22 protein-coding genes and 1 tRNA gene are annotated in these 25,899 nt (G+C 71.9%); 20 read left to right on the forward strand and 3 right to left on the reverse strand.

From position 1 onward, the window contains the following. The first annotated feature begins 187 nt into the window (after window positions 1–187). The 6 genes from ADK52_RS07720 to galE all read left to right on the forward strand — a co-directional run bounded on the left by ADK52_RS07720 (window position 188) and on the right by galE (window position 9,426). Window positions 188–4,159: an Rne/Rng family ribonuclease gene (locus ADK52_RS07720; RefSeq protein ID WP_053689022.1), complete on the forward strand. Its 3,972-nt coding sequence runs from the start codon at window positions 188–190 to the stop codon at window positions 4,157–4,159. A gap of 278 nt (window positions 4,160–4,437) precedes the next feature. Beyond that, window positions 4,438–4,758 carry a 50S ribosomal protein L21 gene (gene rplU / locus ADK52_RS07725; RefSeq protein WP_030159347.1) on the forward strand — a complete coding sequence of 107 codons (321 nt, stop codon included), beginning with the start codon at window positions 4,438–4,440 and terminating at the stop codon, window positions 4,756–4,758. Window positions 4,759–4,771: 13 nt separating this feature from the next. Next, a complete protein-coding gene (gene rpmA / locus ADK52_RS07730; RefSeq protein ID WP_030027134.1) occupies window positions 4,772–5,026 on the forward strand; it encodes a 50S ribosomal protein L27 in 255 nt (84 codons plus the stop codon). 177 nt (window positions 5,027–5,203) lie between these two features. Then, window positions 5,204–6,649 (forward strand): GTPase ObgE, encoded by a 1,446-nt coding sequence (gene obgE / locus ADK52_RS07735; protein WP_053689023.1) that lies wholly within the window; start codon window positions 5,204–5,206, stop codon window positions 6,647–6,649. A 76-nt stretch (window positions 6,650–6,725) separates the two neighbouring features. Further along, the gene (locus ADK52_RS07740; protein WP_053689024.1) at window positions 6,726–8,345 is read left to right on the forward strand and encodes a glycosyltransferase family 2 protein; all 1,620 of its coding nucleotides are present in this window, start codon (window positions 6,726–6,728) and stop codon (window positions 8,343–8,345) included. A 79-nt stretch (window positions 8,346–8,424) separates the two neighbouring features. Then, complete coding sequence (galE, locus tag ADK52_RS07745; RefSeq protein ID WP_053689025.1) at window positions 8,425–9,426, forward strand: UDP-glucose 4-epimerase GalE; 1,002 nt, start codon at window positions 8,425–8,427, stop codon at window positions 9,424–9,426. 91 nt (window positions 9,427–9,517) lie between these two features. On the opposite strand, the gene ADK52_RS07750 is transcribed toward galE, so the two are convergent. Then, window positions 9,518–10,666, reverse strand: coding sequence for a glycosyltransferase (locus ADK52_RS07750; protein ID WP_053689026.1), 1,149 nt, complete (start codon window positions 10,664–10,666; stop codon window positions 9,518–9,520). Continuing rightward, window positions 10,663–13,551: a bifunctional glycosyltransferase/CDP-glycerol:glycerophosphate glycerophosphotransferase gene (locus ADK52_RS07755; protein WP_053689027.1), complete on the reverse strand. Its 2,889-nt coding sequence runs from the start codon at window positions 13,549–13,551 to the stop codon at window positions 10,663–10,665. The genes ADK52_RS07750 and ADK52_RS07755 overlap by 4 nt, the downstream gene beginning before the upstream one ends. A gap of 158 nt (window positions 13,552–13,709) precedes the next feature. Between ADK52_RS07755 and ADK52_RS07760 the strand changes: the two genes are divergently transcribed. The 7 genes from ADK52_RS07760 (at window position 13,710) to ADK52_RS07790 (ending at window position 20,201) form a co-directional block, all read left to right on the forward strand. Continuing rightward, complete coding sequence (locus ADK52_RS07760) at window positions 13,710–14,741, forward strand: glycosyltransferase family 2 protein (RefSeq protein ID WP_078988070.1); 1,032 nt, start codon at window positions 13,710–13,712, stop codon at window positions 14,739–14,741. Between the two features lie 3 nt (window positions 14,742–14,744). Next, window positions 14,745–15,167 (forward strand): GtrA family protein, encoded by a 423-nt coding sequence (locus ADK52_RS07765; RefSeq protein ID WP_053689028.1) that lies wholly within the window; start codon window positions 14,745–14,747, stop codon window positions 15,165–15,167. Window positions 15,168–15,256: 89 nt separating this feature from the next. Beyond that, complete coding sequence (gene proB, locus ADK52_RS07770) at window positions 15,257–16,384, forward strand: glutamate 5-kinase (protein WP_053689029.1); 1,128 nt, start codon at window positions 15,257–15,259, stop codon at window positions 16,382–16,384. Window positions 16,385–16,445: 61 nt separating this feature from the next. Beyond that, window positions 16,446–16,865, forward strand: a complete 420-nt coding sequence (locus ADK52_RS07775; RefSeq protein ID WP_078988072.1) for a hypothetical protein — start codon at window positions 16,446–16,448, stop codon at window positions 16,863–16,865. A 218-nt stretch (window positions 16,866–17,083) separates the two neighbouring features. Then, the gene (locus ADK52_RS07780) at window positions 17,084–18,361 is read left to right on the forward strand and encodes a glutamate-5-semialdehyde dehydrogenase (protein WP_053689030.1); all 1,278 of its coding nucleotides are present in this window, start codon (window positions 17,084–17,086) and stop codon (window positions 18,359–18,361) included. A 77-nt stretch (window positions 18,362–18,438) separates the two neighbouring features. Beyond that, complete coding sequence (locus tag ADK52_RS07785) at window positions 18,439–18,984, forward strand: hypothetical protein (protein WP_053689031.1); 546 nt, start codon at window positions 18,439–18,441, stop codon at window positions 18,982–18,984. A gap of 68 nt (window positions 18,985–19,052) precedes the next feature. Further along, a complete protein-coding gene (locus ADK52_RS07790) occupies window positions 19,053–20,201 on the forward strand; it encodes a hypothetical protein (RefSeq protein WP_053689032.1) in 1,149 nt (382 codons plus the stop codon). Here the strand turns inward: ADK52_RS07790 and ADK52_RS07795 are convergent. Further along, window positions 20,185–21,264, reverse strand: a complete 1,080-nt coding sequence (locus tag ADK52_RS07795; RefSeq protein WP_078988074.1) for a M48 family metallopeptidase — start codon at window positions 21,262–21,264, stop codon at window positions 20,185–20,187. The two genes, ADK52_RS07790 and ADK52_RS07795, sit on opposite strands and share 17 nt — an antisense overlap. A 141-nt stretch (window positions 21,265–21,405) precedes the next feature. Here ADK52_RS07795 and ADK52_RS42885 point away from each other — a divergent pair, with 141 nt between their 5' ends. The 7 genes from ADK52_RS42885 (at window position 21,406) to ADK52_RS07825 (ending at window position 25,765) form a co-directional block, all read left to right on the forward strand. Beyond that, a complete protein-coding gene (locus ADK52_RS42885) occupies window positions 21,406–21,573 on the forward strand; it encodes a hypothetical protein (protein WP_037836848.1) in 168 nt (55 codons plus the stop codon). Window positions 21,574–21,641: 68 nt separating this feature from the next. Further along, window positions 21,642–22,259, forward strand: coding sequence for a nicotinate-nucleotide adenylyltransferase (gene nadD / locus ADK52_RS07800; protein WP_078988076.1), 618 nt, complete (start codon window positions 21,642–21,644; stop codon window positions 22,257–22,259). Between the two features lie 24 nt (window positions 22,260–22,283). Next, complete coding sequence (locus ADK52_RS07805) at window positions 22,284–23,972, forward strand: LCP family protein (protein WP_053689034.1); 1,689 nt, start codon at window positions 22,284–22,286, stop codon at window positions 23,970–23,972. 130 nt (window positions 23,973–24,102) lie between these two features. After that, on the forward strand, window positions 24,103–24,549 hold the full coding sequence (gene rsfS, locus ADK52_RS07810) for a ribosome silencing factor (protein WP_053689035.1): 447 nt from the start codon (window positions 24,103–24,105) through the stop codon (window positions 24,547–24,549). After that, window positions 24,546–25,202 carry a histidine phosphatase family protein gene (locus ADK52_RS07815; RefSeq protein WP_053689036.1) on the forward strand — a complete coding sequence of 219 codons (657 nt, stop codon included), beginning with the start codon at window positions 24,546–24,548 and terminating at the stop codon, window positions 25,200–25,202. The genes rsfS and ADK52_RS07815 overlap by 4 nt, the downstream gene beginning before the upstream one ends. Window positions 25,203–25,314: 112 nt before the next feature. Beyond that, window positions 25,315–25,387 (forward strand) — tRNA-Ala (locus tag ADK52_RS07820). A 144-nt stretch (window positions 25,388–25,531) separates the two neighbouring features. Then, the gene (locus tag ADK52_RS07825) at window positions 25,532–25,765 is read left to right on the forward strand and encodes a hypothetical protein (RefSeq protein WP_008738908.1); all 234 of its coding nucleotides are present in this window, start codon (window positions 25,532–25,534) and stop codon (window positions 25,763–25,765) included. Window positions 25,766–25,899 lie beyond the last annotated feature (134 nt).

Raw genomic sequence — 25,899 nt, forward strand, 5'->3', positions numbered from 1 at the left:
CGGGCCGCGCACAGACCTGAAGACTTCCGCCAGGCCGTACGGACAAGACGTACGGAACCGGCGGCCATGGACTAGAGCTCCCGTGTGGCGAACGCGCCCCGGAGGCCGGATCCGCGCTGATGCGCGAAGCCGTGCCGGACCGGAAGTCAGCCGCGGCGCCCGGGAGCGTGACGGGAGAACCGCCCGCATGCTCAACAACGAAACCAACAACACCACCGGTGGCGCCGACAGCGGCAGCCCGAGCGACAACCTGCCTCCGCGCAGGCGTCGCCGTGCCGCGTCGCGACCCGCCGGACCGCCCGGTGCGACGGCCGCCGCCGCACCCGCCGCCGAGGTGACCGAGGCCGCCCCCGCCGCCGAGGAGGCCGCCCCGGCCGCCGCCCCGGCCCGTACCCGCCGCCGCGCGACCCGCGCCGTGGCCGCCCCGGAGGCTCCGGCTGCCGCCGAGGTCGTCGTGGAGGCCGCTGCTCCGGTTGCCGAGGAGTCCGCCGCTCCGGCGCCGCGTGCCCGCCGCCGTGCCACCCGCGCCGTCGCCGCGCCTGAGGCTCCGGCCGCCGCCGAGGCCGTCGTAGAGGCCGCTGCTCCGGTTGCCGAGGAGCCCGCTGCTCCGGCGCCGCGTGCCCGTCGCCGCGCGACCCGCGCCGTGGCTGCTCCGGAGACCCCGGCTGCCGCCGAGGTCGTCGTGGAGGCCGCCGCCCCGGCCGCTCCGGTTGCCGAGGAGTCCGCCGCTCCGGCGCCGCGTGCCCGTCGTCGCGCCACCCGCGCCGTGGCTGCTCCGGAGGCTCCGGCTGCGGCCGAGGTCGTCGTGGAGGCCGCCGCCACGGCCGCTCCGGTTGCTCCGGTTGCCGAGGAGCCCGCTGCTCCCGCGCCGCGTGCCCGCCGCCGTGCCACCCGCGCCGTCACCGCTCCCGAGGCGCCCGCCGCCGAGGCCGTCGTGGAGGAGCCCGCGCCGAAGGCCACGGTCACCGTCGCCGACGCCGTGGACTCCCCGAAGCGCGGCGGCCGCCGCCGCGCCACCCGTTCCACCGCGTCCGCCGCCCCGGCGGCCCCGGCCGCCGCGCCGGTGCAGCCCGCCGCGGAAGAGCCCGCCGCTCCGGCTCGCGGCCGCCGCGCCGTGCGCCCCGCCGTCGCCGTCTTCCAGGCGCCGGTGTTCGCCGAGCCGATGTTCCAGACCCCCGAGACCGCCGCCATGGCCGCAGCGGCCGCCGCAGCGGCCGTCGAGGCGGAAGAGGTCGAGGAAGAGGAAGAGCTCGCAGCAGAGGCCGAGGCCGTCCAGGCCCCCGCCGCGCAGCCGGCCGGCCGTCGCCGTCGCCGTGGCCGCGGTGCGGTCGAGGCCGCCCCGGTCGCCGAGTCCGCGCCGGTGTCCCTGGCCGACGTGGAGCGCGTCGAGGACGAGGCCGAGGCCGCCGAGCTCGACGAAGAGGGCGCCGAGTTCGAAGAGGGCGACGAGACGGGCGAGCGCCCGTCCCGCCGCCGCCGTCGCGGTGGCCGTCGCCGCCGCCGCGGTGAGGCCGCCGACCTCGACGAGTCCGCCGAGGAAGAGGCCGAGGCCGCCGAGCAGGAGGCGGACGAAGAGGACTCCGCCGAGGAGGACGACGAGGAGACCGGGGCCCTGGGCTCCAGCTCCAGCCGTCGCCGCCGTCGCCGTCGCCGCCGCAGCGGTGACAGCGGTGCCGAGGGCGAAGCGGGCGAGGACGACGGCGTACGCACCGTCGTCAAGGTCCGCGAGCCGCGCCCGGCCCGTGAGAAGGCCGAGCCGTCCGACGAGGTGCAGTCCATCAAGGGCTCGACCCGTCTGGAGGCGAAGAAGCAGCGCCGCCGCGAGGGCCGCGAGCAGGGCCGCCGCCGCGTCCCGATCATCACCGAGGCCGAGTTCCTGGCCCGCCGCGAGGCCGTCGAGCGCGTGATGGTCGTCCGCCAGGCCGGTGAGCGCACCCAGATCGGCGTCCTCGAGGACAACGTGCTCGTCGAGCACTACGTCAACAAGGAAGAAGCCACCTCGTACGTCGGCAACGTCTACCTGGGCAAGGTCCAGAACGTGCTGCCGTCGATGGAGGCCGCCTTCATCGACATCGGCAAGGGCCGCAACGCGGTCCTGTACGCCGGTGAGGTCAACTTCGAGGCGCTCGGCATGGCCAACGGGCCGCGCCGCATCGAGTCCGCCCTCAAGTCCGGCCAGTCGGTCCTGGTGCAGGTCACCAAGGACCCGATCGGCCACAAGGGCGCCCGCCTGACCAGCCAGGTCTCGCTGCCCGGCCGCTACCTGGTCTACGTGCCCGAGGGCTCGATGACCGGCATCAGCCGCAAGCTGCCCGACACCGAGCGCGCGCGCCTGAAGACCATCCTCAAGAAGATCGTCCCCGAGGACGCGGGCGTCATCGTGCGCACCGCCGCCGAGGGCGCGAGCGAGGACGAGCTGCGCCGCGACGTCGAGCGTCTGCAGGCCCAGTGGGAGGACATCCAGAAGAAGTCGAAGCAGATCTCGACCTCTTCGCCGAGCCTGCTGTACGGCGAGCCGGACATGACCGTCCGCGTCGTGCGCGACATCTTCAACGAGGACTTCTCGAAGGTCATCGTCAGCGGTGACACCGCCTGGGAGACCATCCACGGCTACGTGAACCACGTGGCCCCGGACCTGGCCGACCGGCTGTCGCGCTGGACCTCCGAGGTCGACGTCTTCGCGACGTACCGGATCGACGAGCAGCTCGCCAAGGCGCTCGACCGCAAGGTGTGGCTGCCCTCGGGCGGCTCCCTCGTGATCGACAAGACCGAGGCGATGATCGTCATCGACGTCAACACCGGCAAGTTCACCGGTCAGGGCGGCAACCTCGAAGAGACCGTCACCAGGAACAACCTGGAGGCGGCCGAGGAGATCGTGCGCCAGCTGCGGCTGCGCGACCTCGGCGGCATCGTCGTCATCGACTTCATCGACATGGTCCTGGAGTCCAACCGCGACCTGGTCCTGCGGCGGATGCTGGAGTGCCTGGGCCGTGACCGTACGAAGCACCAGGTCGCCGAGGTGACCTCGCTGGGCCTGGTCCAGATGACCCGCAAGCGGGTGGGCCAGGGTCTGCTGGAGTCCTTCTCCGAGACCTGTGTCCACTGCAACGGGCGCGGCGTGATCGTGCACATGGAGACGCCGACCGTGGTCGGCGGCGGTGGCAACGGCAAGCGCGCCAAGCGTCGCGGCGGCCGCGGTCACGAGCACGACCACGAGATCGAGGGCGTCGAGACCGTCGAGGTCCTCGAATCCGAGACCGAGACCGAGGCCGAGGTGGCCGCCGAGCTCGCGGCGCCCGTGGCGCTGCCCGAGCCGGCGTTCGTCGCGGACGAGGAGCTCTACAGCAGCCCGGCGGAGGCGGAGGCCGCGGCCGGCCTGAGCGGCCGCCGCAACCGCCGCCGTGCCACCCGCAAGGCGACCGCTCCGGCGGGCGCCCCGCGCGGTGCGGCCGCCCCGGCGCCGGCCCCCGTGGCCGAGCCCGTGGAGGCGGTCGCCGAGCCCGTCGTCGAGACCGAGCCGGTGACCGAGCCGGCCGACACGGTGCTGGAGCCGGCCACCGAGGTCGTCGCGGAGGCCGTGGAGGCCGCCGAGACGGTCGAGGCCGCGCCCAAGGGCCGGACCCGTCGCCGGGCCACCCGCAAGGCCACGGCCCCGGCCCCGGTGGCCGAGGCTCCCGCCGAGCCGGAGTCCGCACCGGAGCCCGAGGCCGTCGTGGAGGCCCCGGTCGCCGAGGCCCCGGTCGCCGAGGCGCCGGTCGAGGAGGCCCCCGCGGCCGAGGCCGCACCGGCCCGCCCCCGCCGGCGTGCCACCCGTAAGGCCACCGCACCCGCCGGCTCCCCGGCCGGCGCGGCGGAGGCCGCCGTCGTGGTCGTCGAGACCCCCGCCGCCGAGTCCGAGGCCGCCGCGGCCCCGGCCGAGGCAGCGGAGGCCCCCGAGGCCGAGGAGGCCGCCCCGGCGGCCAAGAAGGCGGTCCGCAAGACGGCCGCCAAGAAGGCCCCGGCGAAGAAGGCCACCGCAGCCAAGAAGGCGACGGCGGCCAAGAAGACCGTCGCGAAGAAGGCGACGGCCAAGAAGACCGTGGCGAAGCGGGCGACGAAGAAGACCGCGGCGGCCGAGCAGCAGTCGCTGCCCTCCGTCTCGGCTCCGACCGAAGCCTGATCCGCCGCACGGCCGTGGACCCCGCCCAGCGGCGGGGCCCACGGCCTGCGCGGGGCCCGGTTTGACCCTCCGGAACCGGCCCCGTAACCTAGACCGTCGGCATGTCCTAGATGATTACGTCTAGTGCGCGTCGCGCTCCTGAGCACCTTCCTCCGGCCGGGCCCCGCCCGCAGGAGAGGCCGCTCGTCCAATCCGGATCAGTTCGGTCCCCCCGCAAGAGGGGACTGCCTGAGCGGCTGGCTTCAGGAGCATCCGTCCCGAGTGAGAGAGAGATCCGCGTGTACGCCATCGTGCGCAGCGGTGGTCGCCAGCACAAGGTTGCTGTTGGTGACATCGTTGAGGTTGACAAGATTTCCACTGCCAAGGTTGGCGACACGGTCGAGCTCTCGACCCTGCTCGTTGTCGACGGCGACGCCGTGACCAGCGACCCGTGGGTGCTGGCCGGGATCAAGGTCCAGGCCGAGATCGTGGACCACCACAAGGGCGCCAAGATCGACATCCTGCGCTACAAGAACAAGACCGGCTACCGCCGTCGCCAGGGTCACCGCCAGCAGTACACGGCGATCAAGGTCACCGGTATCCCCACGGCTGCGAAGTAAGAGGGACTGAGACATGGCACACAAGAAGGGCGCATCGTCCACCCGGAACGGGCGCGATTCCAACGCTCAGCGGCTCGGCGTGAAGCGCTTCGGCGGTCAGGTCGTTTCCGCCGGCGAGATCCTCGTCCGCCAGCGCGGCACCCACTTCCACCCGGGTTCGGGTGTCGGTCGTGGTGGCGACGACACGCTGTTCGCGCTGCAGGCCGGTGCCGTGCAGTTCGGCACGCACCGTGGCCGCAAGGTCGTCAACATCGTTCCGGCCGCCTGATCCAGCTCCTGCTGATCAGCGGTACGTAACTTCCCGAGGGCGGATCTCAGCTCTTTCCGGCGCAAGCCGGGAAGAGAGGTCCGCCCTCGGTGCGTTGGCACATAGGAACGCTTAGGCACGTTTAATGGGCAGCAAGGCCTGCCCGGGACATTCCCGTATGTATCTGGAGGAACAACCATGACCACCTTCGTGGACCGCGTCGAGCTGCATGTCGCCGCGGGTAACGGGGGCCACGGCTGCGCCTCCGTTCACCGGGAGAAGTTCAAGCCGCTCGGCGGCCCCGACGGCGGAAACGGCGGCCGTGGCGGCGACGTCATCCTGGTGGTGGAGCAGGCGATCACCACCCTGCTGGACTACCACCACAGCCCCCACCGCAAGGCCACCAACGGCAAGCCCGGCGAGGGCGGCAACCGCTCCGGCAAGGACGGCCAGGACCTGGTCCTGCCCGTGCCGGACGGCACCGTCGTCCTCGACAAGGAGGGCAACGTCCTCGCCGACCTCGTCGGCCAGGGCACCACGTTCGTGGCCGCCGAGGGCGGCCGCGGCGGCCTCGGCAACGCCGCGCTGTCCTCCGCCCGCCGCAAGGCCCCCGGCTTCGCGCTCCTCGGCGTCCCCGGCACCACCGGCGACATCGTCCTGGAGCTCAAGACCGTCGCCGACGTGGCCCTCGTCGGCTTCCCGAGTGCCGGCAAGTCCTCGCTGATCTCGGTGCTCTCCGCAGCCAAGCCGAAGATCGCGGACTACCCCTTCACCACCCTTGTCCCGAACCTGGGCGTCGTCACCGCCGGCTCGACCGTCTACACGATCGCCGACGTCCCCGGCCTGATCCCGGGCGCCAGCCAGGGCAAGGGCCTCGGCCTGGAGTTCCTGCGCCACGTCGAGCGCTGCTCGGTCCTCGTGCACGTCCTGGACACCGCCACCCTGGAGTCCGACCGCGACCCGGTGGCCGACCTCGACGTGATCGAGGAGGAGCTCAAGATCTACGGCGGCGGCCTGGAGAAGCGCCCGCGCCTCGTCGTCCTCAACAAGGTCGACATCCCCGACGGCCAGGACCTCGCCGACATGGTCCGCCCGGACCTGGAGGCCCGCGGCTACAAGGTCTTCGAGGTCTCCGCGGTCGCCCGTACGGGCCTCAAGGAGCTCTCGTACTTCCTCGCCGAGGTCGTCGCCAAGGCGCGCGCCCGCAAGCCGAAGGAGGAGGCGACCCGCATCGTCATCCGCCCGAAGGCCGTGGACGACGCCGGCTTCACCGTCACCTATGACGAGGTCGAGGACGTCTACACGGTGCGCGGCGAGAAGCCGGAGCGCTGGGTCCGCCAGACGGACTTCAACAACGACGAGGCCGTGGGCTACCTGGCCGACCGCCTCAACCGCCTCGGTGTCGAGGACGCGCTGAAGAAGGCCGGCGCCCGCGCCGGCGACGGCGTGGCCATCGGCTCCGACGAGAACGCGGTCGTCTTCGACTGGGAGCCGACCGTGATGGCCGGCGCCGAGATGCTGGGCCGCCGCGGCGAGGACCACCGTCTGGACGCCCCGCGTCCGGCCACCACCCGCCGCAAGGACAAGGAAGCGCAGCGCGGGGACTCGGCGCAGAAGGAGTACGACGAGTTCCGCCCGTTCTGATCTGCCGCTTTGCCGCGCCTTTGCCCCGGACGGCGGAGTTGAAGTGATGTTTACCCCGGTCGCCTAGGATCCACGGGTGAGCAGCACCAACACTCCCAGCGTTTCCGTCGTGGTGATCGCGTACAACGACGCCGTGCTCGTGGGCGAGGCCGTTTCCTCGGCCCTCGCCCAGGGCCCGGTCGTCGCCGAGGTGATCGCCGTGAACGACGCCTCGGCCGACGGCACCGCGCGGGTGCTGGACGAGCTGGCCGCGGTCCACCCCCGCCTGAAGGTCGTGCACCGTACGGAGAACAGCGGCGGCTGCGGTACTCCGCGCAACGACGGGATCGCGGCCGCGAGCTCCCCGTACGTGCTCTTCCTCGACAGCGACGACGTGCTGCCCCCGGGAGCGGCCGACGCCCTCGTGCGCGCCGCCGAGGAGCACCGCGCGCCGGTGACCGTCGGCGCGTGCGTACGCCGTGAGCTGCCCCAGCACCACGACGTGCCGTGGATGCCCGGGCTGTACACCGCGGGCGACGTGATCGAGCGGCCCGCCGACCGTCCCGAACTGGTCCGCGACACCCTCTGCGTCAACAAGCTGTACGAGCGGGCCTTCCTCGACGAGCACGCGATCCGCTTCCCCGACGGCCGGTTCATCTACGAGGACTTCGTCTTCACCGCGCGCGTGCTGGCCGCGGCCCCGCGCATCGCCGTCATCGGCGACCTCGTCTACGTCTGGCACGTGCGCCGCAGCGCCGCCCAGGTGTCGATCTCCCTGGACCGCAAGGACGTCGGCAACTGGCGCTCCCGGATCGAGGCCCACCGCGCGGCCCGCCGGATCATCACCGAGTCCTCCCCGGAACTGGGCCTCGCCTGCCAGGTGAAGTTCCTGGAGTACGACCTGCGCATGTACCTGCGCGAGCTCGGCAAGGACCCCGAGTACCAGGCCGCGTGGTGGACGCTGACCCGTGACTACGTCGCCGGGTTCGACGAGGCCGCCGTCGAGGCCGCCGGGGCGCACGCCCGCTGGATCGTCCGCCTGCTGCGGGCCGGCGCGAACCCGCCCGCCGACGTCGAGCGGCTCACCCGCTTCGCCGCCGAGCCGCCCCGGCTGCTGCCCCCGTACGCGACCGATCCGCAGGGGCAGCCCGTGTGGAGCGAGGAGCTCCCGGTCGTCCTGGACGGGCTGGCCGGGCTGCCGGTGGCCGAACTGCCCGTCAGCATCGACGCCGAACCGCTGGGCGCGGGCCGGCTCCGGATCCGGGTGCGCGACCTGTACGGGCGCCTCGCCGAAGCCGGGCCGCGCACCGCCCGGCTGAGCTTCGTCCCCCGCTCGGGCGGGCAGCCGGTCCAGGACCGGCCGGTGGAGCTGCGCCCCGCCGCCGACGGCGACGGCTGGACCGCCGAACTGCCCTTCCGGCTCACCGGCGTGGCCTCCGCGGGGCGCCGCCAGGGCCGCCGCGGCATGCAGGCGTGGGGCGTCCAGGTGGGCGTGGAGTTCGCCGACGGGAGCTCCCTGCTCACCTCCCCGCGCCCCCTCGACGAGCTCCTGCGCCGCCGCGCCCTGCCGAGCAGCAGGTACGGTGTTCTGCTGGCGCAGCCGTTCCGTACGGGCGGAGGATCACTGGCCCTGCGGCTCGCGCCGGGTGCCGCGGGCGCGCTGAGCCTCGTACGCAACCGTCTCCACCGGGCCCGGGCAGGCCGCGGATCGGAGTGAAGACAGCCGGCGACCGTCAGGCCGCCTGAGATTTCGGACAGGACCCCGGACCCGCTCCGGGGACCCCAGGGAGATACGCATGACTTTTCTGATCACTGGTGGCGCCGGCTACATCGGCTCCCACGTCGTCCGCGCGATGCTCGCCGCCGGGGAGGAGGTCGTCGTCTTCGACGACCTGTCCACGGGCAACGAGGACCGCGTCCCGCAGGGCGTCCCGCTGGTGATCGGCTCGGTCCTGGACCGGCTGACCCTGGACGAGACCATCCGCGCGCACCAGATCACCGGCGTGGTGCACCTCGCGGGCAAGAAGCAGGTCGGCGAGTCCGTCGAGAAGCCGCTGTACTACTACCACGAGAACGTGGAGGGCCTTCAGGTCCTGCTGGGCGCGGTGGCCGCGGCCGGCGTCCGCAACTTCCTCTTCTCCTCCTCCGCCTCCGTGTACGGCATGCCCGACGTGGAGCTCGTCACCGAGGAGACCCCGTGCGCGCCGCTGAGCCCGTACGGCGAGACGAAGCTGGCCGGCGAGTGGCTGGTCCGCTCCGCCGGCAAGGCGCACGGCATCTCCACCGCCTGCCTGCGCTACTTCAACGTGGCGGGCGCGGCCGCCCCCGAGCTCGCGGACACCGGGGTCTTCAACCTGGTCCCGATGGTCTTCGAGCGGTTCGACAAGGGTGAGGGCGCCCGGATCTTCGGCGACGACTACCCGACCCCCGACGGCACCTGCATCCGCGACTACATCCACGTCGAGGACCTCGCCGAGGCCCACGTGGTGGCGGCCCGCAAGCTCGTCGAGTGGGGCGCGACCGGGGACTACAAGGACCTCACCGTCAACATCGGCCGCGGCGAGGGCGTCTCCGTACGGGAGATGGCGGAGCTGCTGAACGAGGGCACCGGGCACACGTACGAGCCCGTCGTCGTCCCGCGGCGCCCCGGCGACCCGGCGAAGGTCGTGGCCTCGGCCGACAAGATCGCGGCGGAGCTGGGCTGGAAGGCCAAGCACGACGTCCGCGAGATGATCACCTCGGCCTGGGCGGGCTGGGAGGCCAACCGCAAGGGCGCCGTGCCCCACGTCGCGCGCTGATCCGCCGCACGCACCCCGTACGAAGCCGCCCGCCCCGGACGCGTTCCGGGGCGGGCGGCTTCGGCGTGTCAGGAGCTCAGCGCTCCAGGGCTCAGCGCTCCAAAAACGTGAACAGCTCTTCCCAGCGGTCGGTGATCTCTGCACTGGAGTAGCGCTGCACGCTGCGGAAGGCGTTGTCGCCGAGCCGGTCGCGCAGTTCGCGGTCCGACATCAGCACGTCGAGGTGCCCGGCCAGCTCCATCGTGTTGCCCAGCCGGGCCAGCAGCCCGTCCTCGCCGTGCGACACGATCTCCCGCACGCCCGGCGCGCAGTCGAACGCGGCCACCGGCACGCCCGCGGCCATCGCCTCCAGCAGCGTGATCGGGAAGCCCTCGGCCCGCGAGGCCTGCGCGAACACCGAGGCCCCGCGCAGTGCGCCCAGCACGTCGTCGGTGCTGCCCATCCACTCCACGGAGTCGGTCAGCCCGAGCGTGGCGGCGTGCGCCCGCAGCGCCGGCTCCTCGACGCCCGCCCCGTAGATCCGCAGGACCCAGTCGGGGTGGTGCGGGGCGGCGTCGGCCCACGCGTCGAGCAGCAGGTCCACGCCCTTCTCGAAGGCGAGGCGGCCGACACTGGCGACGACCTTCTCCGCGCGCGGCGCGGGGGAGCCGGGCATGAACGGCAGCGGGTTCGGCATGCTGCCCACGTTCTCCATGCCGGCCCGGATCCACAGGTCCGCGTCCTCCGGGGTCAGCACGAGCAGCCGGTCGACCTCCCCGTAGTGGCGGCGGACCCGCTCACCGCGGGTGGACTTCTGGCTGGCCTCGAACGACTCGTGGCTCATGCCGATGACGCTGAGCCCCTTGGTGTCGGCGAGCGCCACCCACTCCATCGCCCAGACCTGCGTGACGATCACGACCGCCCCGGGGCCGGCCGCGCGCAGCAGCTCGTTCAGCTGCTCCGCCTTGTCCCGCATCTTCGCCCGCCTGGCCGCCTGGCGGCGCCGCTCGGGGGCGTTCAGCCTGCCCTTGATCCCGCGCAGGCGGCGCGCCTTCGGCGGGTGGGCGTCGTACAGGGTGGTCATCTCGTACGGCAGGTCCTGCGGCAGCTTCTGCCGGATCTCCTCGGCGACCGGGGCGATGCCGACGATGTGCACCCGGTGCCCGCGGTCCGTGAACAGCCGGGCCATCTGGTGCGACCAGGTCGTCACCCCGCCGAGCTCGTCGACGCTGTTGGAGACGATGAAGATGTCCCGGTTCACTTGCCGCTCCCGGTGAAGAACTTCTCTACGATCTGGCGGGCCGCGTCCCCGCGGTCGTACTCGCCGAACTCGGTGAGGAAACGCTGCCGCGCCTCCGCGTACTTGGCGTCCGCCTCGTCGAAGGCGGCGAGCGCCTGGAGGAGCTCGTCGGCCGTGGCCACCACGGGACCGGGCGCCTTCTCCTTCAGGTCGAAGTACGTGCCGCGGATGTCGGTCGCGTACTTCTCGTAGTCGTACGCGAAGAACAGCATCGGCCGGTCCAGGACCGAGTAGTCGAACATCACGGACGAGTAGTCGGTGATCAGTCCGTCGGCGAGCGCCAGCAGCGGGGTGATGTCGTGGTGCCGGGAGACGTCGATGACCCGGCCCGCGACCGACGGCGGCAGCGAGACGCTGTTGAGGTAGTGGGTGCGCACCAGCAGCGTGAAGCGGTCGCCGAGCCGCTCGGCGAACTCCTCCACGTCGAAGGGGAACTCGAAGCCCTCCACCGCGCCGTCCGCGGTCGCCCGGAAGGTCGGCGCGTACAGCAGCACCTTCTTCTCCGGGTCGATGCCCAGCTCGGCCGCGAGCGGTCCGCGCACCCGCTCCCCGCTCTGCGCCTCGGCGCGGTGCGCCTCGACCAGGGCGTCGTTGCGCGGGTAGCCGGTGCGCAGCAGCACCTCGTCGCGCAGCCGGAAGCCCTTGGCGAGGGTGCGGGCGTCGTGCTCGGAGCGGATCAGGAAGTGGTCGAAGCGGTTGACGGCCGCCTGGAACTTGTCCTGGCCGGCCTTGCCCTGCGCCTTGGTGCGGGGCTCGTGGAAGCCCATGCGCTTGAGCGCGGAGCCGTGCCAGGTCTGGATGTACGTGGTTCCCTCGCGCTTGGCCAGGGCCAGGGGGAAGCCCTGGTTGTCGACCCAGAACTCGGCCTGCGCCAGCGCGCGCAGGTAGGGCCAGCTCCAGCGGCGCACCAGGGTGGCGTCCTTGGGGAAGCCGGTGGGCTTGGCGCCCGCGTACGACCAGATCGCCTCGAACGGGACGCCCTGGCGGACCATCTCCTCGTGGATCGCCTTCGGGCTGTCGCTGTACTGCTTGCCCATGTGGCTCTCGAAGACGACCGTGCCCTTCTTGATCGGCAGCTTCGAGAAGACCTCGTGGTAGACCTTCACCTTCTGCTCGCCCGAGCCGAGGTTGCGGCGGGCCCGCAGGGCCTTGCGCAGGCCCCGCTTGACCACACCGGCGGCCTTGCCGTGCATCGCGCTGGTGATCAGCGTCTGCGTGCGGACGGAGGCGGCGCCCTCGGCGGTCAGGACGTAGGAGAGGTTCCCCTTCTTGGTGACCTCCGGCGTGAAGCGGTCGGAGACCAGCCGCGTCAGTCGCGGGCGCACGCGCAGGCGGGCCGCCGAATCCAGGTCGACCCCGCCGACGGAGACGCGGGTGGTGAGGCGGTCACCGCCCGCGGTCAGCTTCAGGCGGACGTCCCAGACGGCGTCGATGATGCCCAGGGGGCGCACGGTGCTGCCGATGTCGGCCGTGGCGGTCCACTCGATCGTGTGCCCGGCGTGCCGCACGGTTGCCACCGGGAAGCTGAACGACCGTACGCCGATCTGCCGGCGGGCCCGGAACTCCAGCGTGGCCGTCAGCTCCTTTTCCGGGCTGATCCGGCCCAGCGGGTTCACCACGGAGCCCGAGAGCGTGACGGTGCCGCGCCCGTCGTCCTCGTACGAGGTCAGACGGTTGCCCAGCGCGAGCGAGGAGAGCGGGGTGGTGTGGAAGCCCTGCTCGGTGACGTCCAGTATCCGGCGGGCCTCGTCGCCCTCGCCCTCGCCCTCGTCGTCGATGTGCGCCGCACACCAGTAGACGCGGCCGTCGCGCTCGGCGAGCGGCGAGGACAGCCGGCCCTTGTTGGTCATGGCGTCGGCGGCCGGGAGCAGGTTGTCCCAGTCCTCCTTGCCCAGCAGGTAGGCGCAGATCGCCTGGAGGTACGTGACGTTCTCGTACGCGGCCGGGTCGATGCCGGCCAGGTAGCCGTTGGCGAGGCGGGCGAACTCCTGGCGGTAGGCGTCGCCCAGCAGGGGCAGGTCGCGCAGGTGCAGCACCAGGTCGTGCTTGAGGAACTTGGCGTCCTTCGCGGACTTGATGGCCGTGTGCCCCTTGGCGGCCAGCAGCTCGTCGACGCGGCGGTGGATCTCCATCCGGTGGACGAAGTTCGCGATCTCGTGGCGCCGGTTGCTGATCGACTTCGCCGCGGCCTTCTCGACCACGTTCCAGTAGTAGACGTGGTTCGGGATCAGCGTGATGCGGCGTGCGGCCACGTAGGCCTGCGCCGAGAAGAGCAGGTCCTCGTAGTGGATGCCGACCGGGAACTCCAGGCCCTGCTCCAGCAGGAACGCGCGCCGGTAGCACTTGTTCGTGGAGAGGGTGTCGTAGACCAGGAGATCCGGGTCCTCGGTGATCGACTCCAGCGTGCGGGTGCGCGAGTAGATCCACGGGTACCACTCGGTGGTCTTGCCCCACCGGTTGTCGAGGTGCACGCGCACGCACATGCCGGAGACCAGGTCGGACCCGGTCCGCTCGGCCGCGGCCAGCATGTTCCGGCAGGCGTTCCGTTCCAGCACGTCGTCGCTGTCCAGGAACATGACGTACGTGCCGGTCGCCTGCCGGATGCCGTGGTTGCGCGGGGCACCGCAGCCGCCGCTGTTCTCCGGCAGCCGGAAGGCGCGCACTCTCCCGGGGTGCGCTGCCTCCAGCTCCTGGGCGACCGCGTATGACCGGTCCTTGCTGCAATCGTCGACGATCACGACTTCGACCCCGTGCAGGGTCTGGTCCAAAACCGACTGGACGGCTGTCGGCAGACGCTCTGCGTCGTTGTAGACGATGACGACCACGGAGACGTCAGGCACGTGCACCTCGATCCCTTTGTTCCATTCCGCTTAACCCGTCAAAGCTACCGTGTGCCGCGTGCGGATCCGGCAGACCGACCCCCGGCGTGCATACTTCTGAGGTAGAGGTGTGTGGCGGGTCCGGTCGCCGACAATCACCCGTTCGGACCCAGCAGGAAGTGTTCATGACGAAGCTGTCCGTAGTAGTCCCTTGCTACAACGAAGAAGCCGTGATCGACCGCTTCGACCTGGAGATCCGCAGGGTCCTGGACTCCCTGCCCGTCGAGTACGAGGTCTGCTACGTCGACGACGGCAGCCGTGACGGAACTCTCGTCAAGCTCCGCAAGATCGCCGCCGAGCACGGGGACCGCACCCGGTACGTCTCCTTCAGCCGCAACTTCGGCAAGGAGGCCGGTATGCTCGCCGGCCTGCGCGAGGCCACCGGCGACGCGGTCGTGATCATGGACGCCGACCTCCAGCACCCGCCGGAGCTCATCGCCACCATGCTCGACTACTACCGGCAGGGCCACGACCAGATCATCGCCCGCCGCACCCGCGAAGGCGACAAGAAGGTCCGCTCCGCGCTCAGCCGCCTCTACTACCGCGGCGTCAACCGCTGGGTCGACGTGGAGCTCACCGACGGCGTCGGGGACTTCCGCCTGCTGTCCCGGCCGGCCGTGGACGCGCTGCTGTCCCTGCCGGAGTACAACCGCTTCTCCAAGGGGCTCTTCTCCTGGATCGGCTTCGACACCGTCCACTTCGACTACCGCAACGCCCAGCGCGAGGCCGGCGAGACGAAGTGGAAGTTCGGCTCCCTGCTGAACTACGCCATGGACGGGCTGATCTCCTTCAACAACCGGCCCCTGCGGATCGGAATCTGGGCGGGCGTGTCGCTGGTGGCGCTGACCGTCCTGTACGCCGTGTACGTCGCCATCAGCGCGATGACCAACGGCATCGACGCACCCGGTTACGTCACCCTCGTCGCGATCATCACCGGCATCGGCGGCGTTCAGATGATCATGCTGGGGCTGATCGGCGAGTACATCGGCCGCATCTACTACGAGACCAAGCGCCGCCCGCACTTCCTGGTGAAGGAGGCGCACGGCGCGGACCCGCAGGCCCGGCCCGACGCCGCCGGGGTCCAGCCCGACGCCCGCGAGCGCGGAGGCCTGTCCGCCGCGCGCCCGACGGTCTCGGCCGAGCGCGAGGTGCGCTGAACCATGCGCAGCCAGCTCGGCCAGATCCTCCGCTTCGGCCTCGTCGGCGCCGTCAACACCGGCACCTTCTTCGTCATCTACCTGCTGCTGCACCCGTGGATGCCGTACTTCCTGGCCTACACCCTGGCCTTCCTGCTGGCGATGGTCGGTTCGTTCTTCATGAACACGTACTTCACCTACAGGACCAAGCCCACCTGGAAGAAGTTCCTGCTCTTCCCGCTGACGAACATCACGAACTACGTGATCCAGTCCGTCGGGCTCTACGCCCTGGTCACCTGGGCCGGGCTCGACACCCGGATCGCCCCGCTCGTCGCCGCGGTCGTGGCCATCCCGTTCACGTACCTGCTCTCGCGCAAGATCCTCGTCCCGGGCGCGGCCGCCGCGGCCGAGGACCCGGAGCCGGCCCGCAGCGGCTCCGGGGCTTGAGTCCACCGTCTGAAACCCCTGCGCGGGCGCGGCGCACCACCCCGTAGATTGAGGTGGCAGACGTACCGGCAAGGGGCAAGGGGACAGACGTGTCAGCGGCTAGGCAAGGTGTCGTGGACGCCCGCAGGATCGTGGTCAAGGTCGGTTCCTCCTCCCTGACCACCGCGGCCGGCGGACTCGACGCCGACCGGGTCGACGCCCTGGTCGACGTACTGGCCAAGGCGCGCAGCGGCGGCGAGAAGGAGATCGTCCTCGTCTCCAGCGGAGCCATCGCCGCCGGCCTCTCCCCGCTCGGCCTGCGCCGCCGCCCCACGGACCTGGCCCGGCAGCAGGCCGCCGCCAGCGTCGGTCAGGGCCTGCTGGTCGCCCGTTACACGGCCTCCTTCGCGCGGTACGGGGTCCGCGTCGGGCAGGTGCTGCTGACCAGCGACGACACCAGCCGCCGCGCCCACTACCGCAACGCGTACCGGACCCTGGACCAGCTCCTGGCCATGGGCGCCCTGCCGGTGGTCAACGAGAACGACACCGTCGCCACGGACGAGATCCGCTTCGGCGACAACGACCGGCTCGCCGCCCTCGTCGCCCACCTGGTCCGCGCCGACCTCCTCGTGCTCCTGTCCGACGTGGACGGCCTCTACGACGGCGACCCGTCGCTGCCCGGCACCACCCGCATCGACGAGGTGCGCGGCCCCGAGGACATCGCGCACGTCTCGATCGGCAGCGCCGGCAAGGCGGGCGTCGGCACCGGCGGCATGGTCACCAAGGTCGAGGCGGCGCGGATCGCGGCCGCGGCCGGCATCCCGGTCGTCCTCACCTCGGCGAGCCAGGCGGCCGACGCCCTGGCGGGCCGGCTCACCGGTACGCACTTCCACGCCACCGGCCGGCGTTCGGCGGACCGGCTGCTGTGGCTCCAGCACGCCTCGACCCCGCAGGGGCACCTGGTCCTGGACGAGGGCGCCGTACGCGCGGTGACCGAGCGCGGCAGCTCCCTGCTGCCCGCCGGGATCGCGGCCGTCGAAGGCGACTTCGTCGCCGGCGACCCGGTGGAACTGCGCGGGCCCGACGGCCGCGCCGTGGCCCGCGGGCTGGTCAACTTCGACGCCAAGGAACTCCCGCAGCTGCTCGGCCGCTCCACCAGGGAGCTGGCGAAGGAACTCGGCCCGGCGTACGAGCGCGAGGTCGTACACCGCGACGATCTGGTCCTGCTGGAGGGCTGAGGTTCGGTAAAACCGCCGCGCGGCGGGCCGGGGACTGGTCAACTGTGAGGGGCGGACAGGCATGGCGCAGACAGGAGGCGGGCTGGTGAGACGAGCGCTGACCAGCATCAGCGGCGGCGGGGACGACGAGCAGGGCGAAGCCTCCCGTCTCTGGCACGTCACCCTGAGCGTCTCCGGCAAGCCGGCGCCGCTGTCGGAGGTCCGGCGCGGCCTGGAACAGCTGGCGCACGACCACCCCTTCCTCCTGACCAGCCGGTACGCCGACGACCACGCGGAGATCCGGTACTGGGAAGAGGCCCGCGACCTCCACGACGCCGCGGCCGTCGCCCTGCGCCTGTGGGGCGAACACCGCTCCTCGGCACAGCTCCCGCCGTGGGAGATCGTCGGCCTGGAGGTCATCGACCGCGCGACCTACCACCTCCGGGTGGCGGAGGGCTACGGGCCGCCCCCGGCGCACCCGGTGGGCGTGCACCCGTACTGATTCAGCCGCGCCGGCGTTCGAGGCGCCGGGGGTCCGGGTGGCGGAGCCCCCGGGTCTCAGGGTCCGGGGCGGAGCCTCGGGGAACGGGGGAGGGCGGGTAGGGGACCAAACCCCGCAGGGCCCCACCACCCGGCACCCGGCCGCACCGGTCGAGAGGGGCGTCTCGCGGGGTGGAAGGGCCGGCCGGACCCGGCGGGCCGGGGACTACCCTGGGCGGCATGACCTCGCTCGATGCCCCCGCCTCGCCCGTGATCGCCACCGCGCGAGCCGCCCGTACCGCCGCCGCAGCCATCGCCCCCCTCCCGCGGTCCGCCAAGGACGCCGCGCTGCTGGCCATCGCGGACGCGCTGGTGGCCCGTACGGCCGAGATCGTCGAGGCCAACGCCGTCGACATCGCCAAGGCCCGCGAAGCCGGCACGAGCGAGACCGTCATCGACCGCCTCACCCTCACCCCCGACCGCGTCGCGGCCATCGCCTCCGACGTCCGGGACGTCGCCGCCCTCCCCGATCCCGTCGGCGAGGTGGTCCGCGGCTCGACCCTCCCCAACGGGATCGACCTCCGCCAGATCCGCGTCCCGCTCGGCGTCGTCGGCATCATCTACGAGGCCCGCCCCAACGTCACCGTCGACGCCGCCGCCCTCTGCCTCAAGTCCGGCAACGCGGTCCTGCTGCGCGGCAGCTCCTCCGCCTACGCCTCCAACACGGCCCTCGTCGCCATCCTCCGGGACGCCGTCGAGGGCGCCGGCCTGCCCGCCGACGCGATCCAGCTCGTCCCCGGCGAGTCCCGCGACTCCGTCCGCGAGCTGATGCGCGCCCGCGGTCTCGTCGACGTCCTGATCCCGCGCGGCGGCGCCTCCCTCATCAAGACCGTCGTCGAGGAGTCCATCGTCCCGGTCATCGAGACCGGTACCGGCAACTGCCACGTCTACGTGGACGCCCAGGCCGACCTCGGCATGGCCGTGGACATCCTCGTCAACTCCAAGGCCCAGCGGCCCTCGGTCTGCAACTCCGCCGAGACCCTCCTCGTCCACCGCGACATCGCCGACGCCTTCCTGCCGCTCGCCCTCGACGCCCTCGCCGACGCCGGCGTCACCGTCCACGGCGACGCCCGGGTCCTCGCGGCCGCCGAGCACTCCAAGGCCACCGCGCTGCCCGCCACCGACGAGGACTGGGCCGCCGAGTACCTCTCGTACGACATCGCCGCCGGGGTCGTGGACTCCCTCGACGACGCCGTCGCCCACATCCGCCGCTGGACCTCCGGCCACACCGAGGCGATCGTCACCACCTCGCAGGCCGCCGCCCGCCGCTTCACCCAGCTGGTCGACTCGACCACGGTCGCCGTAAACGCGTCCACCCGGTTCACGGACGGTGGCCAGTTCGGCTTCGGCGCCGAGATCGGGATCTCCACCCAGAAGCTGCACGCCCGGGGCCCGATGGGCCTTCCGGAACTGACCTCCACCAAGTACATCGTCACGGGCGACGGTCACGTCCGGTAGTCGGACCCCGCACACCGGGTGGCCGGAATTCGGCTGACACCCTGCCCAAAGCGGTTCCCCCGGTCTACGCTGGTGCCGTGCCGGACGACGTGGGGGGCAAGTTCCCGGACGACGGGGAGCCCGACAACGACGACCGCGGAGGCGCGGATCAGGACTTCGCCTCCGTGGTGTTCGACGAGGACTTCGTCCGGAACGCCGAGATCCATGAGCCGAGCGCCGCGGAACGCCAGCGGGCCGCCGACCGGGCGCGCGCGGAGGCGGAAGCCGCCCGCGCCGTCGCCGGCGGCTGGACCTCCGACGAGGACTATGACGGCTACTACGGGCGCCCCGACGGCTACGGCATCGACGAACCCGGCTGGGAACACGGCCCCGGCTACGCGGAGGGCCCGTACGGGGCCTACGGCGGCGCGCTGCGGCCCTACCGGGGCCGCTCTCCCTGGCTGCGCCCGGTCGCCTGGGTGCTCGCCTTCGTGATGGGCCTCGGCATGGTCGCCCTGGCCTTCAGCGCCGTCTACCGCAGCGCGTCGAGCGACGCGGACCACACGCCCGCGCCCGCCACCACCCCGCTCACGGAAGTCAGCGGCGCCGGAGCGTTTACGTACCCCGTCGGCCGCCAACCCTGAAGGTACGACCCCACTCGCGTTCACCGGAGCCGGGGGCTTCTCTGAAGCGGGGACAGCGGGGAGAAGCAATGGCCGTGCCAGGAGATCCACCCGACGGCACCCCCGAGGGCATCGGCGGGGGCGACGAGGAATTCCGGTCGGACGAGTACCGGTCGGTGGTGTTCGACGAGGACTTCGTCCGGGCTGCCCGGCTCCAGGAGTTCTCCGCCCAGGAGCGCATGGGCGAACACGCACGGGCCGTACGCAGCCGGTCCATCTGGTCCGGCGGCGGCTCCTCCGGGCCCAGGACCAGTACGCCCGGCCGCGGCGCCCGCCAGGGCATGCTGCTCGTGCTGCTCATCGCCACGGCCTTCGCCGTGGCCGTCTACATGGGCCTGAGCAACCCGACCATGCCCCTGGCCACCGGCCGCGCCGATCCGCTGACCAGCACGATCGTGCCGCTCGCGCCCGCCGCCGCCGTACCCGGCGGACGTCCCGTCGACCTGTACGTGAGCAGCCCGGCGGCCGACTACCGCGTCGGGGCGGCCGGGATCAGCCTGCCCGCCGCGCGCCGCACCCACCACTTCACCGAGGGGCAGGTCATCACCGCGCTGTCCATCGCCAAGGACTACCTCGTGCAGTCCTCGCTGGACCCCGACGTGCTCGCCGGGGCCGCCACCCGGCCCGTGCGGGTCCTGCTCGACCCCGATCAGCTGGCGCAGTTCGACCGCAGCATGACCTCGCCCGCCGGCGACGGCCGGCACGCCGCCACCGGCTGGCTGGTCCGCTTCGACCCGGGCACGGCCGCCGTGGCCGACACCCGGGTCCGGGTCAGCGGAACCCTCGCCTTCGAGGAGATCTCCGCGGACGTCCTCGAAGTGACCACCGACCACACCTTCGTGTACGCCGTGCGCCCGGCCACCGGATCCCCCGCCGCCGCCGACGGAGCCTCGCTCTTCACCGTCCGGCGCGAGCTGCGGATGCGCTTCGACGCGGAAGACCTCACGACCCGCCGCGCCGAGCTGCTCTCGGCCTACGTGATGGCCGGGCCGCAGGACTGCTCCACCGAGCCCGCCGAAGGCTTCCGCCCGGTCCTGGCCGGGGCCGGACCGACCACGGTCGGCCCGGCCGCGAGCGACCCGTACGCCAGCGGCACCCCGAGGCGCACCGCCGGGCTGTGCGGCGTACTGGCGCCGCCCACGCCCGCCGGGACCGCTCCCGTCAGCCCTGCTCCGTAGCCCCGCCCTTGGACTCGCCGTTCCCGTTCGAACCCCCGCCGGCCGCGCCCGTGAACTTGTCGCGCAGCTTGCCGCCGACATCGGCCGCCCCGCCCGCGATGTCGCCGACCAGCTTGAACAGCGGGTCCTTGCTGCTGCGCACCGCGTCCGCGTAGTGCGAGGCCGACTCCCGGAAGGAGTCCTTCACCGAGGCGTCCTTGTCCTCCTCGCGCCGCGGGTAGTGGCCGTCCATGATCCGCTGGTAGTCCCGGTTCTGCGACCACTTCTTCAGCTCGGCCGCCCGCACGGTGGTGAAGGGGTGCGTCCGCGGCAGCATGTTGAGGATCTTCAGCACGGAGTCGCGCAGGTCACCGCCCGCCTCGTACTCCTCGGCCTGGGCCAGGAAGGAGTCCACGTTCATCTCGTGGAGGTGGTTGCCGCCCGCGAGCTTCATCAGGCCGCGCATCGAGGCGGTCACGTCCTGCCCGACCAGCAGCCCCGCCCGGTCCGCCGACAGCTCCGACTTGCGGAACCACTCGCGCAGCGCGGTCACGATGGCCATGATCGCCACATTGCCCAGCGGGATCCACGCCACCTTCAGCGACAGGGTCGTCAGGAACAGCAGGATCGTGCGGTACACCGCGTGCCCCGACAGGGCGTGGCCCACCTCGTGGCCCACGACCGCCCGCATCTCCTCCTCGTCGAGCAGCTCGACCAGGGCCGTCGTCACCACGATGATCGGCTCGTCCAGCCCGATGCACATCGCGTTCGGCCTCGGGTCCTGCTGCACGTACATCTGCGGGACCTTCTCCAGGTCCAGGATGTAACAGGCGTCGCGCAGCATCGCGTACAGGTGCGGGAACTGGGTCTCGCCCACCCGGACGGAATCCGAGAGGAAGAGCAGGCGCAGGCTCCGCTCCGGAAGCAGTCCGCTCAGCGCCTTGAACACGGTGTCGAACCCGGTCAGCTTGCGCAGCGCCACCAGCGCCGAGCGGTCCGCCGGGTGCTCGTACGCGCGCGAGGAAATACCGGGGAACCTCCTGCGGTCCCTCGCCGGCACCTTCTCGAACCCGGTCTCCGTCATAACGCCCTCCCCCTTGATCGGCCTGAGTGCTCCTGCGTCTATCCTCTCCAACGCCTGAGTCGGCGTGAGCGTGCCCCAGGCCCCCGCATACGATGTGAGCGAAGTCTCCGCTCGCTCCCCGACTCGATAGGTATCTGCCTGATGAGCCTCTCCTCCACCGCCCACAACCTGGTCGTTCTCGCGTCGGAGGGCGCCGAGCAGCACGGCGGCAACCACGACAGCCTGAACCCGTACCTGACCGGCGGCGGCGCGCTGTTCATCCTGCTCCTGATGCTCTGGGTGACCACGCGCCTGAACCGCGACCGCTGAACCGGTCGTCACGCACCCGCCCGATCGCGGGTCGGCACCGCTCCGCCGGGCCAGTAGGCTCTGCGCTCATGGGAGAGCAGGAGATGCCTACCGGCCCGGTCAAGCGCCGGCTCGGCGTGATGGGCGGGACATTCGACCCGATCCACCACGGACACCTGGTGGCCGCCAGCGAGGTGGCCGCCCTGTTCCACCTCGACGAGGTGGTGTTCGTACCGACCGGCCAGCCGTGGCAGAAGTCGCAGCGCGCCGTGTCCCCCGCCGAGGACCGCTATCTGATGACGGTCATCGCGACGGCCTCGAACCCCCAGTTCTCGGTGAGCCGCATCGACCTCGACCGCGGCGGGCCGACGTACACGATCGACACCCTGCGCGACCTGAGCGCCCTCAACGAAGACGCCGACCTCTTCTTCATCACCGGTGCCGACGCCCTCGCCCAGATCCTGACCTGGCGCAACGCCGACGAGCTCTTCTCGCTCGCCCACTTCATCGGGGTCACCCGGCCGGGCCACGTGCTCACCGACGACGGGCTCCCCGAGGACGGCGTCTCCCTGGTGCAGGTGCCCGCGCTGGCGATTTCGTCCACGGACTGCCGCACCCGGGTCGCCCAGGGGGATCCTGTCTGGTACCTGGTGCCCGACGGTGTGGTGCGCTACATCGACAAGCGTGAGCTGTACCGGGGAGCCTGAGCTTCCGGAGAGAGGGGCCCCGCGGTGAACGACCGACAGGATCAGTACGACCGGTACGATCCGCACGCAGCCCAGGAGCAGCAGCTCATCGGCTACGACCCGTACGGGCGGCCGGTGTACGGCCAGGTGCCCGCGCAGCCCGCCCCCGGGCAGCAGTACGAGCAGGCGTACGAGCAGCAGCAGTACGGCTACGACCCCCAGGGCTACGGTCAGCAGGCGCAGCAGGCGTACTACCAGCAGCCGCAGCAGCCGGCCGCCCCGGAGTACGGGCAGCAGGAGTACCCCCAGGCACCCGCCTACGGGTACGACGCGCAGCAGGCCGAGCAGTGGATCCCGCAGCAGGCCGCCCCCGAGCCCCCCGCTCCCGCCCCGGCCCCCGCGGCCGAGCCGGAGCCGCCGCGCCCCGACCGGGTCCCCGAACCCCGCCGGCCCGAGGGCGGGCCGTCCGACCCGGACTACCGCACCGAGCAGTTCGCGTTCATCGACCAGCCGGACGAGGACTCCGAGGACGTCATCGACTGGCTCAAGTTCACCGAGAGCCGGACCGAGCGCCGCGAGGAGGCCCGCCGCCGCGGCCGCAACCGGGTGGTCGCCCTGATCGTCGTCCTCGCCCTCTTCGTCGTCGCGGGCGCCGGCTACCTCTGGTACGCGGGCAAGCTGCCGTTCCTCGACGGCCCCGGCCAGAAGAAGGGTGCGGCGGCCGCCGCCGGACCGCAGAAGCGCGACATGATCGTCGTCCACCTGCACAACACCAAGAAGGGCGGCACCTCCACGGCGCTGCTCGTCGACAACGTCACCACCAAGAAGGGCGCCACCGTCCTGCTGCCGAACACCCTCGGCGTCGCGAAGGACGACGGCACCGGCACGGCCCTCGGCAAGGCGGTCGAAGAGGGGGGCGTGGGCGTCAAGGACTCCCTCGACTCGGTGCTCGGCACCCACATCGGCGGCACCTGGCGCCTGGACACCCCCTTCCTGGAGAACCTGGTCGAGCTGGTCGGCGGCATCGAGACCGACACCGACGTCGCGGTCCCGGCCGACGACGCCGCCAAGATCCCGGCCGTGGGGCAGGGCCCGAAGCAGCACCTCAGCGGTGCGATGGCCGTCGCGTACGCCACGTACCGCGGCCAGGGCGAGCCCGAGGCCAAGCAGCTGGACCGGCTCGGCAAGGTGCTCTACGGGGTGCTGCGCAAGGTTCCCGGCGACGCGAAGTCGGCGACCGTCACCGTCGAGAGCATGGGCCAGATCCTCGACCCCTCCCTGAACGCCCAGACCCTCGGCGCCCTGCTGGCCAGGCTGGGCGAGCACGCCAAGGAGGGTGCGTACCGCACGGACGTCCTCGCGGTGAAGCCGGACGGCGCGCTCAGCGACGACGCCAACAAGAACGTCGTCAAGGAGGTGCTCGGCGGCAGCTTCACGGCGGCCCAGGCCGGCGCCGCGCCGCGCGTCGGCCTGAAGGACGCCACCGGCGACGACAAGACGCAGATCGCGGCGAAGGCGGCGCTGCTGAACGGCGGCTACACCTTCGTGGACGGCGGCAAGGCCGACAAGACCCAGGCCGCCACGCAGATCACGTACCAGGACGACGCGCAGCGGACCAAGGCGGTCGACGTCGCCAAGACGCTGGGCCTGCCGGAGACCGTCGTGAAGAAGGGCGAGAACGCGGTGAACGCCGACGTCGTGGTGACCCTGGGCAAGGACTACAAACCGTCCTGACCAGGACCGGGCCGGGCCTGACCCGGCCCTCGGCGGGTGCCCCGGCCCGCGCGGGACGTTCCGCGCGGGCGGGGTCGGCGGTACATGAGACCCTTGTATGGATCTGCCCGCCAACCCGAAAGCATGGCCAGTGACCGCCACGGACCGCTCCATCGAGCTCATCACCGCCGCCGCCCAGGCCGCGGCCGACCGGCTCGCGCACGACATCATCGCGTACGACGTCAGCGACGTGCTGTCGATCACCGACGCCTTCCTGCTCGCCTCGGCGCCCAACGACCGCCAGGTCAAGTCGATCGTCGACGAGATCGAGGAGCGCCTGCTCAAGGACCTCGGCGCCAAGCCGGTGCGCCGCGAGGGCGACCGCGACGCCCGCTGGATCCTGCTCGACTACATCGACATCGTCGTCCACGTGCAGCACAGCGAGGAGCGGGTCTTCTACGCGCTGGAGCGCCTGTGGAAGGACTGCCCCGAGATCGAGCTGCCCGAGGACGCCAAGCTCACCAAGGGCAAGGCGGAGGAGCACGCCAAGCTGCGCGAGGCGGCGGGCGACGAGGACCTGGACGGTGATCTGTTCTGAGCGCGACCGCCACCCGCAAGACGGGCCGGAAGATCGTTCTGTGGCGCCACGGCCAGACCTCGTGGAACCTGGAGCGCCGCTTCCAGGGCTCCACGGACATCGAGCTGACCGAGACGGGTGTGGCGCAGGCGCGCCGCGCCGCCCGGCTGCTCGCCTCCCTGAAGCCGGCCGCCATCGTCGCCTCGGACCTGCGGCGGGCCTCCGCCACGGCCGCCGAGCTGGCCGCCGTCACGGGCCTGCCCGTGACGCACGACGCCGCGCTGCGCGAGACGTACGCCGGTGAGTGGCAGGGCCTCACGCACGAAGAGATCATCGCGAAGTACGGCGAGCAGTACGCGGCGTGGAAGCGCGGCGAGCCCGTGCGCCGCGGCGGCGGCGAGCTGGAGACCGAGGTCGCCGACCGGGCGGCGCCGGTGGTGCTGGAGCACGCCGACAGGCTGCCGGAGGGCGGCACGCTCGTCGTGGTCAGCCACGGCGGAACCATCCGTACGACGATCGGCCGCCTGCTGGGCCTGGACGCGTACGACTGGGAGGGCCTGGGCGGGCTCTCCAACTGCTGCTGGTCGGTCCTCGGCGAGGGCGCCCGCGGCTGGCGTCTGATGGAGCACAACGCCGGCACGCTGCCGGAACCGGTGCTCGGCGACGACGACTGAGCCCGCCTCAGGGCGGCTCCCACCCGGATTTCACTTTCCGGCTGGTCACAGGCTAGAGTTCTTCTTGTTCGCAGCGCGGAACACCGGAAACGGGGGGAGCGCCGCGGAGAGCGGGGCTATAGCTCAGTTGGTAGAGCGCCTGCATGGCATGCAGGAGGTCAGGAGTTCAATTCTCCTTAGCTCCACAATCAGGATCCCGTCCCCAACAGGGGGCGGGATCCTTCCGTTTGTTCCTTCGGTGCCTGCTGACCTGCCCCGTACCCGCGTGGCAGAATCGGGACCGCCGGAGGGGGAGTCGACGGCCCGACGTGGGAGGGAGTCGCTGACGGATGGGTGCACACCGGCGGCGGTGCGACTGGTGCAACAACGGCACGCCGATCGTGCGGGACATGGACCCGGTCAACCCCGACTACCAGTACTGGTGCGAGGAATGCGCGCGGGCGCTGATCATAAAAGGCGACCCGATCGAGACGTACCGCGAGCTGGAAGGGGAGCCGATCTACGGGCGGCTGCTCGACGAGCACTGCACGCTCAAGCGGTTCTACCAGTTCGCGAGAGCGTAGCGACGGGGCCCGGGCGGCGCGGAGCCGCAGCACGGAAGAGAGACGAACCGGGCGAAATCGAGCGCCTGGAAACCGATTTTTGGACCTGGGCCATGACCGTGTAATGTTCTCGATGTCGCCAGGGGGAACCGGCA

Source organism: Streptomyces sp. WM6372 (assembly GCF_001279655.1).
GTDB lineage: Bacteria > Actinomycetota > Actinomycetes > Streptomycetales > Streptomycetaceae > Streptomyces.

Coding starts and splice junctions, on each gene's coding strand:
- ADK52_RS07720 (WP_053689022.1), top strand. CDS start 188: ATGCTCAACAACGAAACCAACAACACCACCGGTGGCGCCGACAGCGGC.
- rpmA (WP_030027134.1), top strand. CDS start 4,772: ATGGCACACAAGAAGGGCGCATCGTCCACCCGGAACGGGCGCGATTCC.
- obgE (WP_053689023.1), top strand. CDS start 5,204: ATGACCACCTTCGTGGACCGCGTCGAGCTGCATGTCGCCGCGGGTAAC.
- galE (WP_053689025.1), top strand. CDS start 8,425: ATGACTTTTCTGATCACTGGTGGCGCCGGCTACATCGGCTCCCACGTC.
- ADK52_RS07760 (WP_078988070.1), top strand. CDS start 13,710: ATGACGAAGCTGTCCGTAGTAGTCCCTTGCTACAACGAAGAAGCCGTG.
- ADK52_RS07765 (WP_053689028.1), top strand. CDS start 14,745: ATGCGCAGCCAGCTCGGCCAGATCCTCCGCTTCGGCCTCGTCGGCGCC.
- ADK52_RS07775 (WP_078988072.1), top strand. CDS start 16,446: ATGGCGCAGACAGGAGGCGGGCTGGTGAGACGAGCGCTGACCAGCATC.
- ADK52_RS07780 (WP_053689030.1), top strand. CDS start 17,084: ATGACCTCGCTCGATGCCCCCGCCTCGCCCGTGATCGCCACCGCGCGA.
- ADK52_RS07790 (WP_053689032.1), top strand. CDS start 19,053: ATGGCCGTGCCAGGAGATCCACCCGACGGCACCCCCGAGGGCATCGGC.
- ADK52_RS07795 (WP_078988074.1), bottom strand. CDS start 21,264: ATGACGGAGACCGGGTTCGAGAAGGTGCCGGCGAGGGACCGCAGGAGG.
- ADK52_RS42885 (WP_037836848.1), top strand. CDS start 21,406: ATGAGCCTCTCCTCCACCGCCCACAACCTGGTCGTTCTCGCGTCGGAG.
- nadD (WP_078988076.1), top strand. CDS start 21,642: ATGGGAGAGCAGGAGATGCCTACCGGCCCGGTCAAGCGCCGGCTCGGC.
- ADK52_RS07825 (WP_008738908.1), top strand. CDS start 25,532: ATGGGTGCACACCGGCGGCGGTGCGACTGGTGCAACAACGGCACGCCG.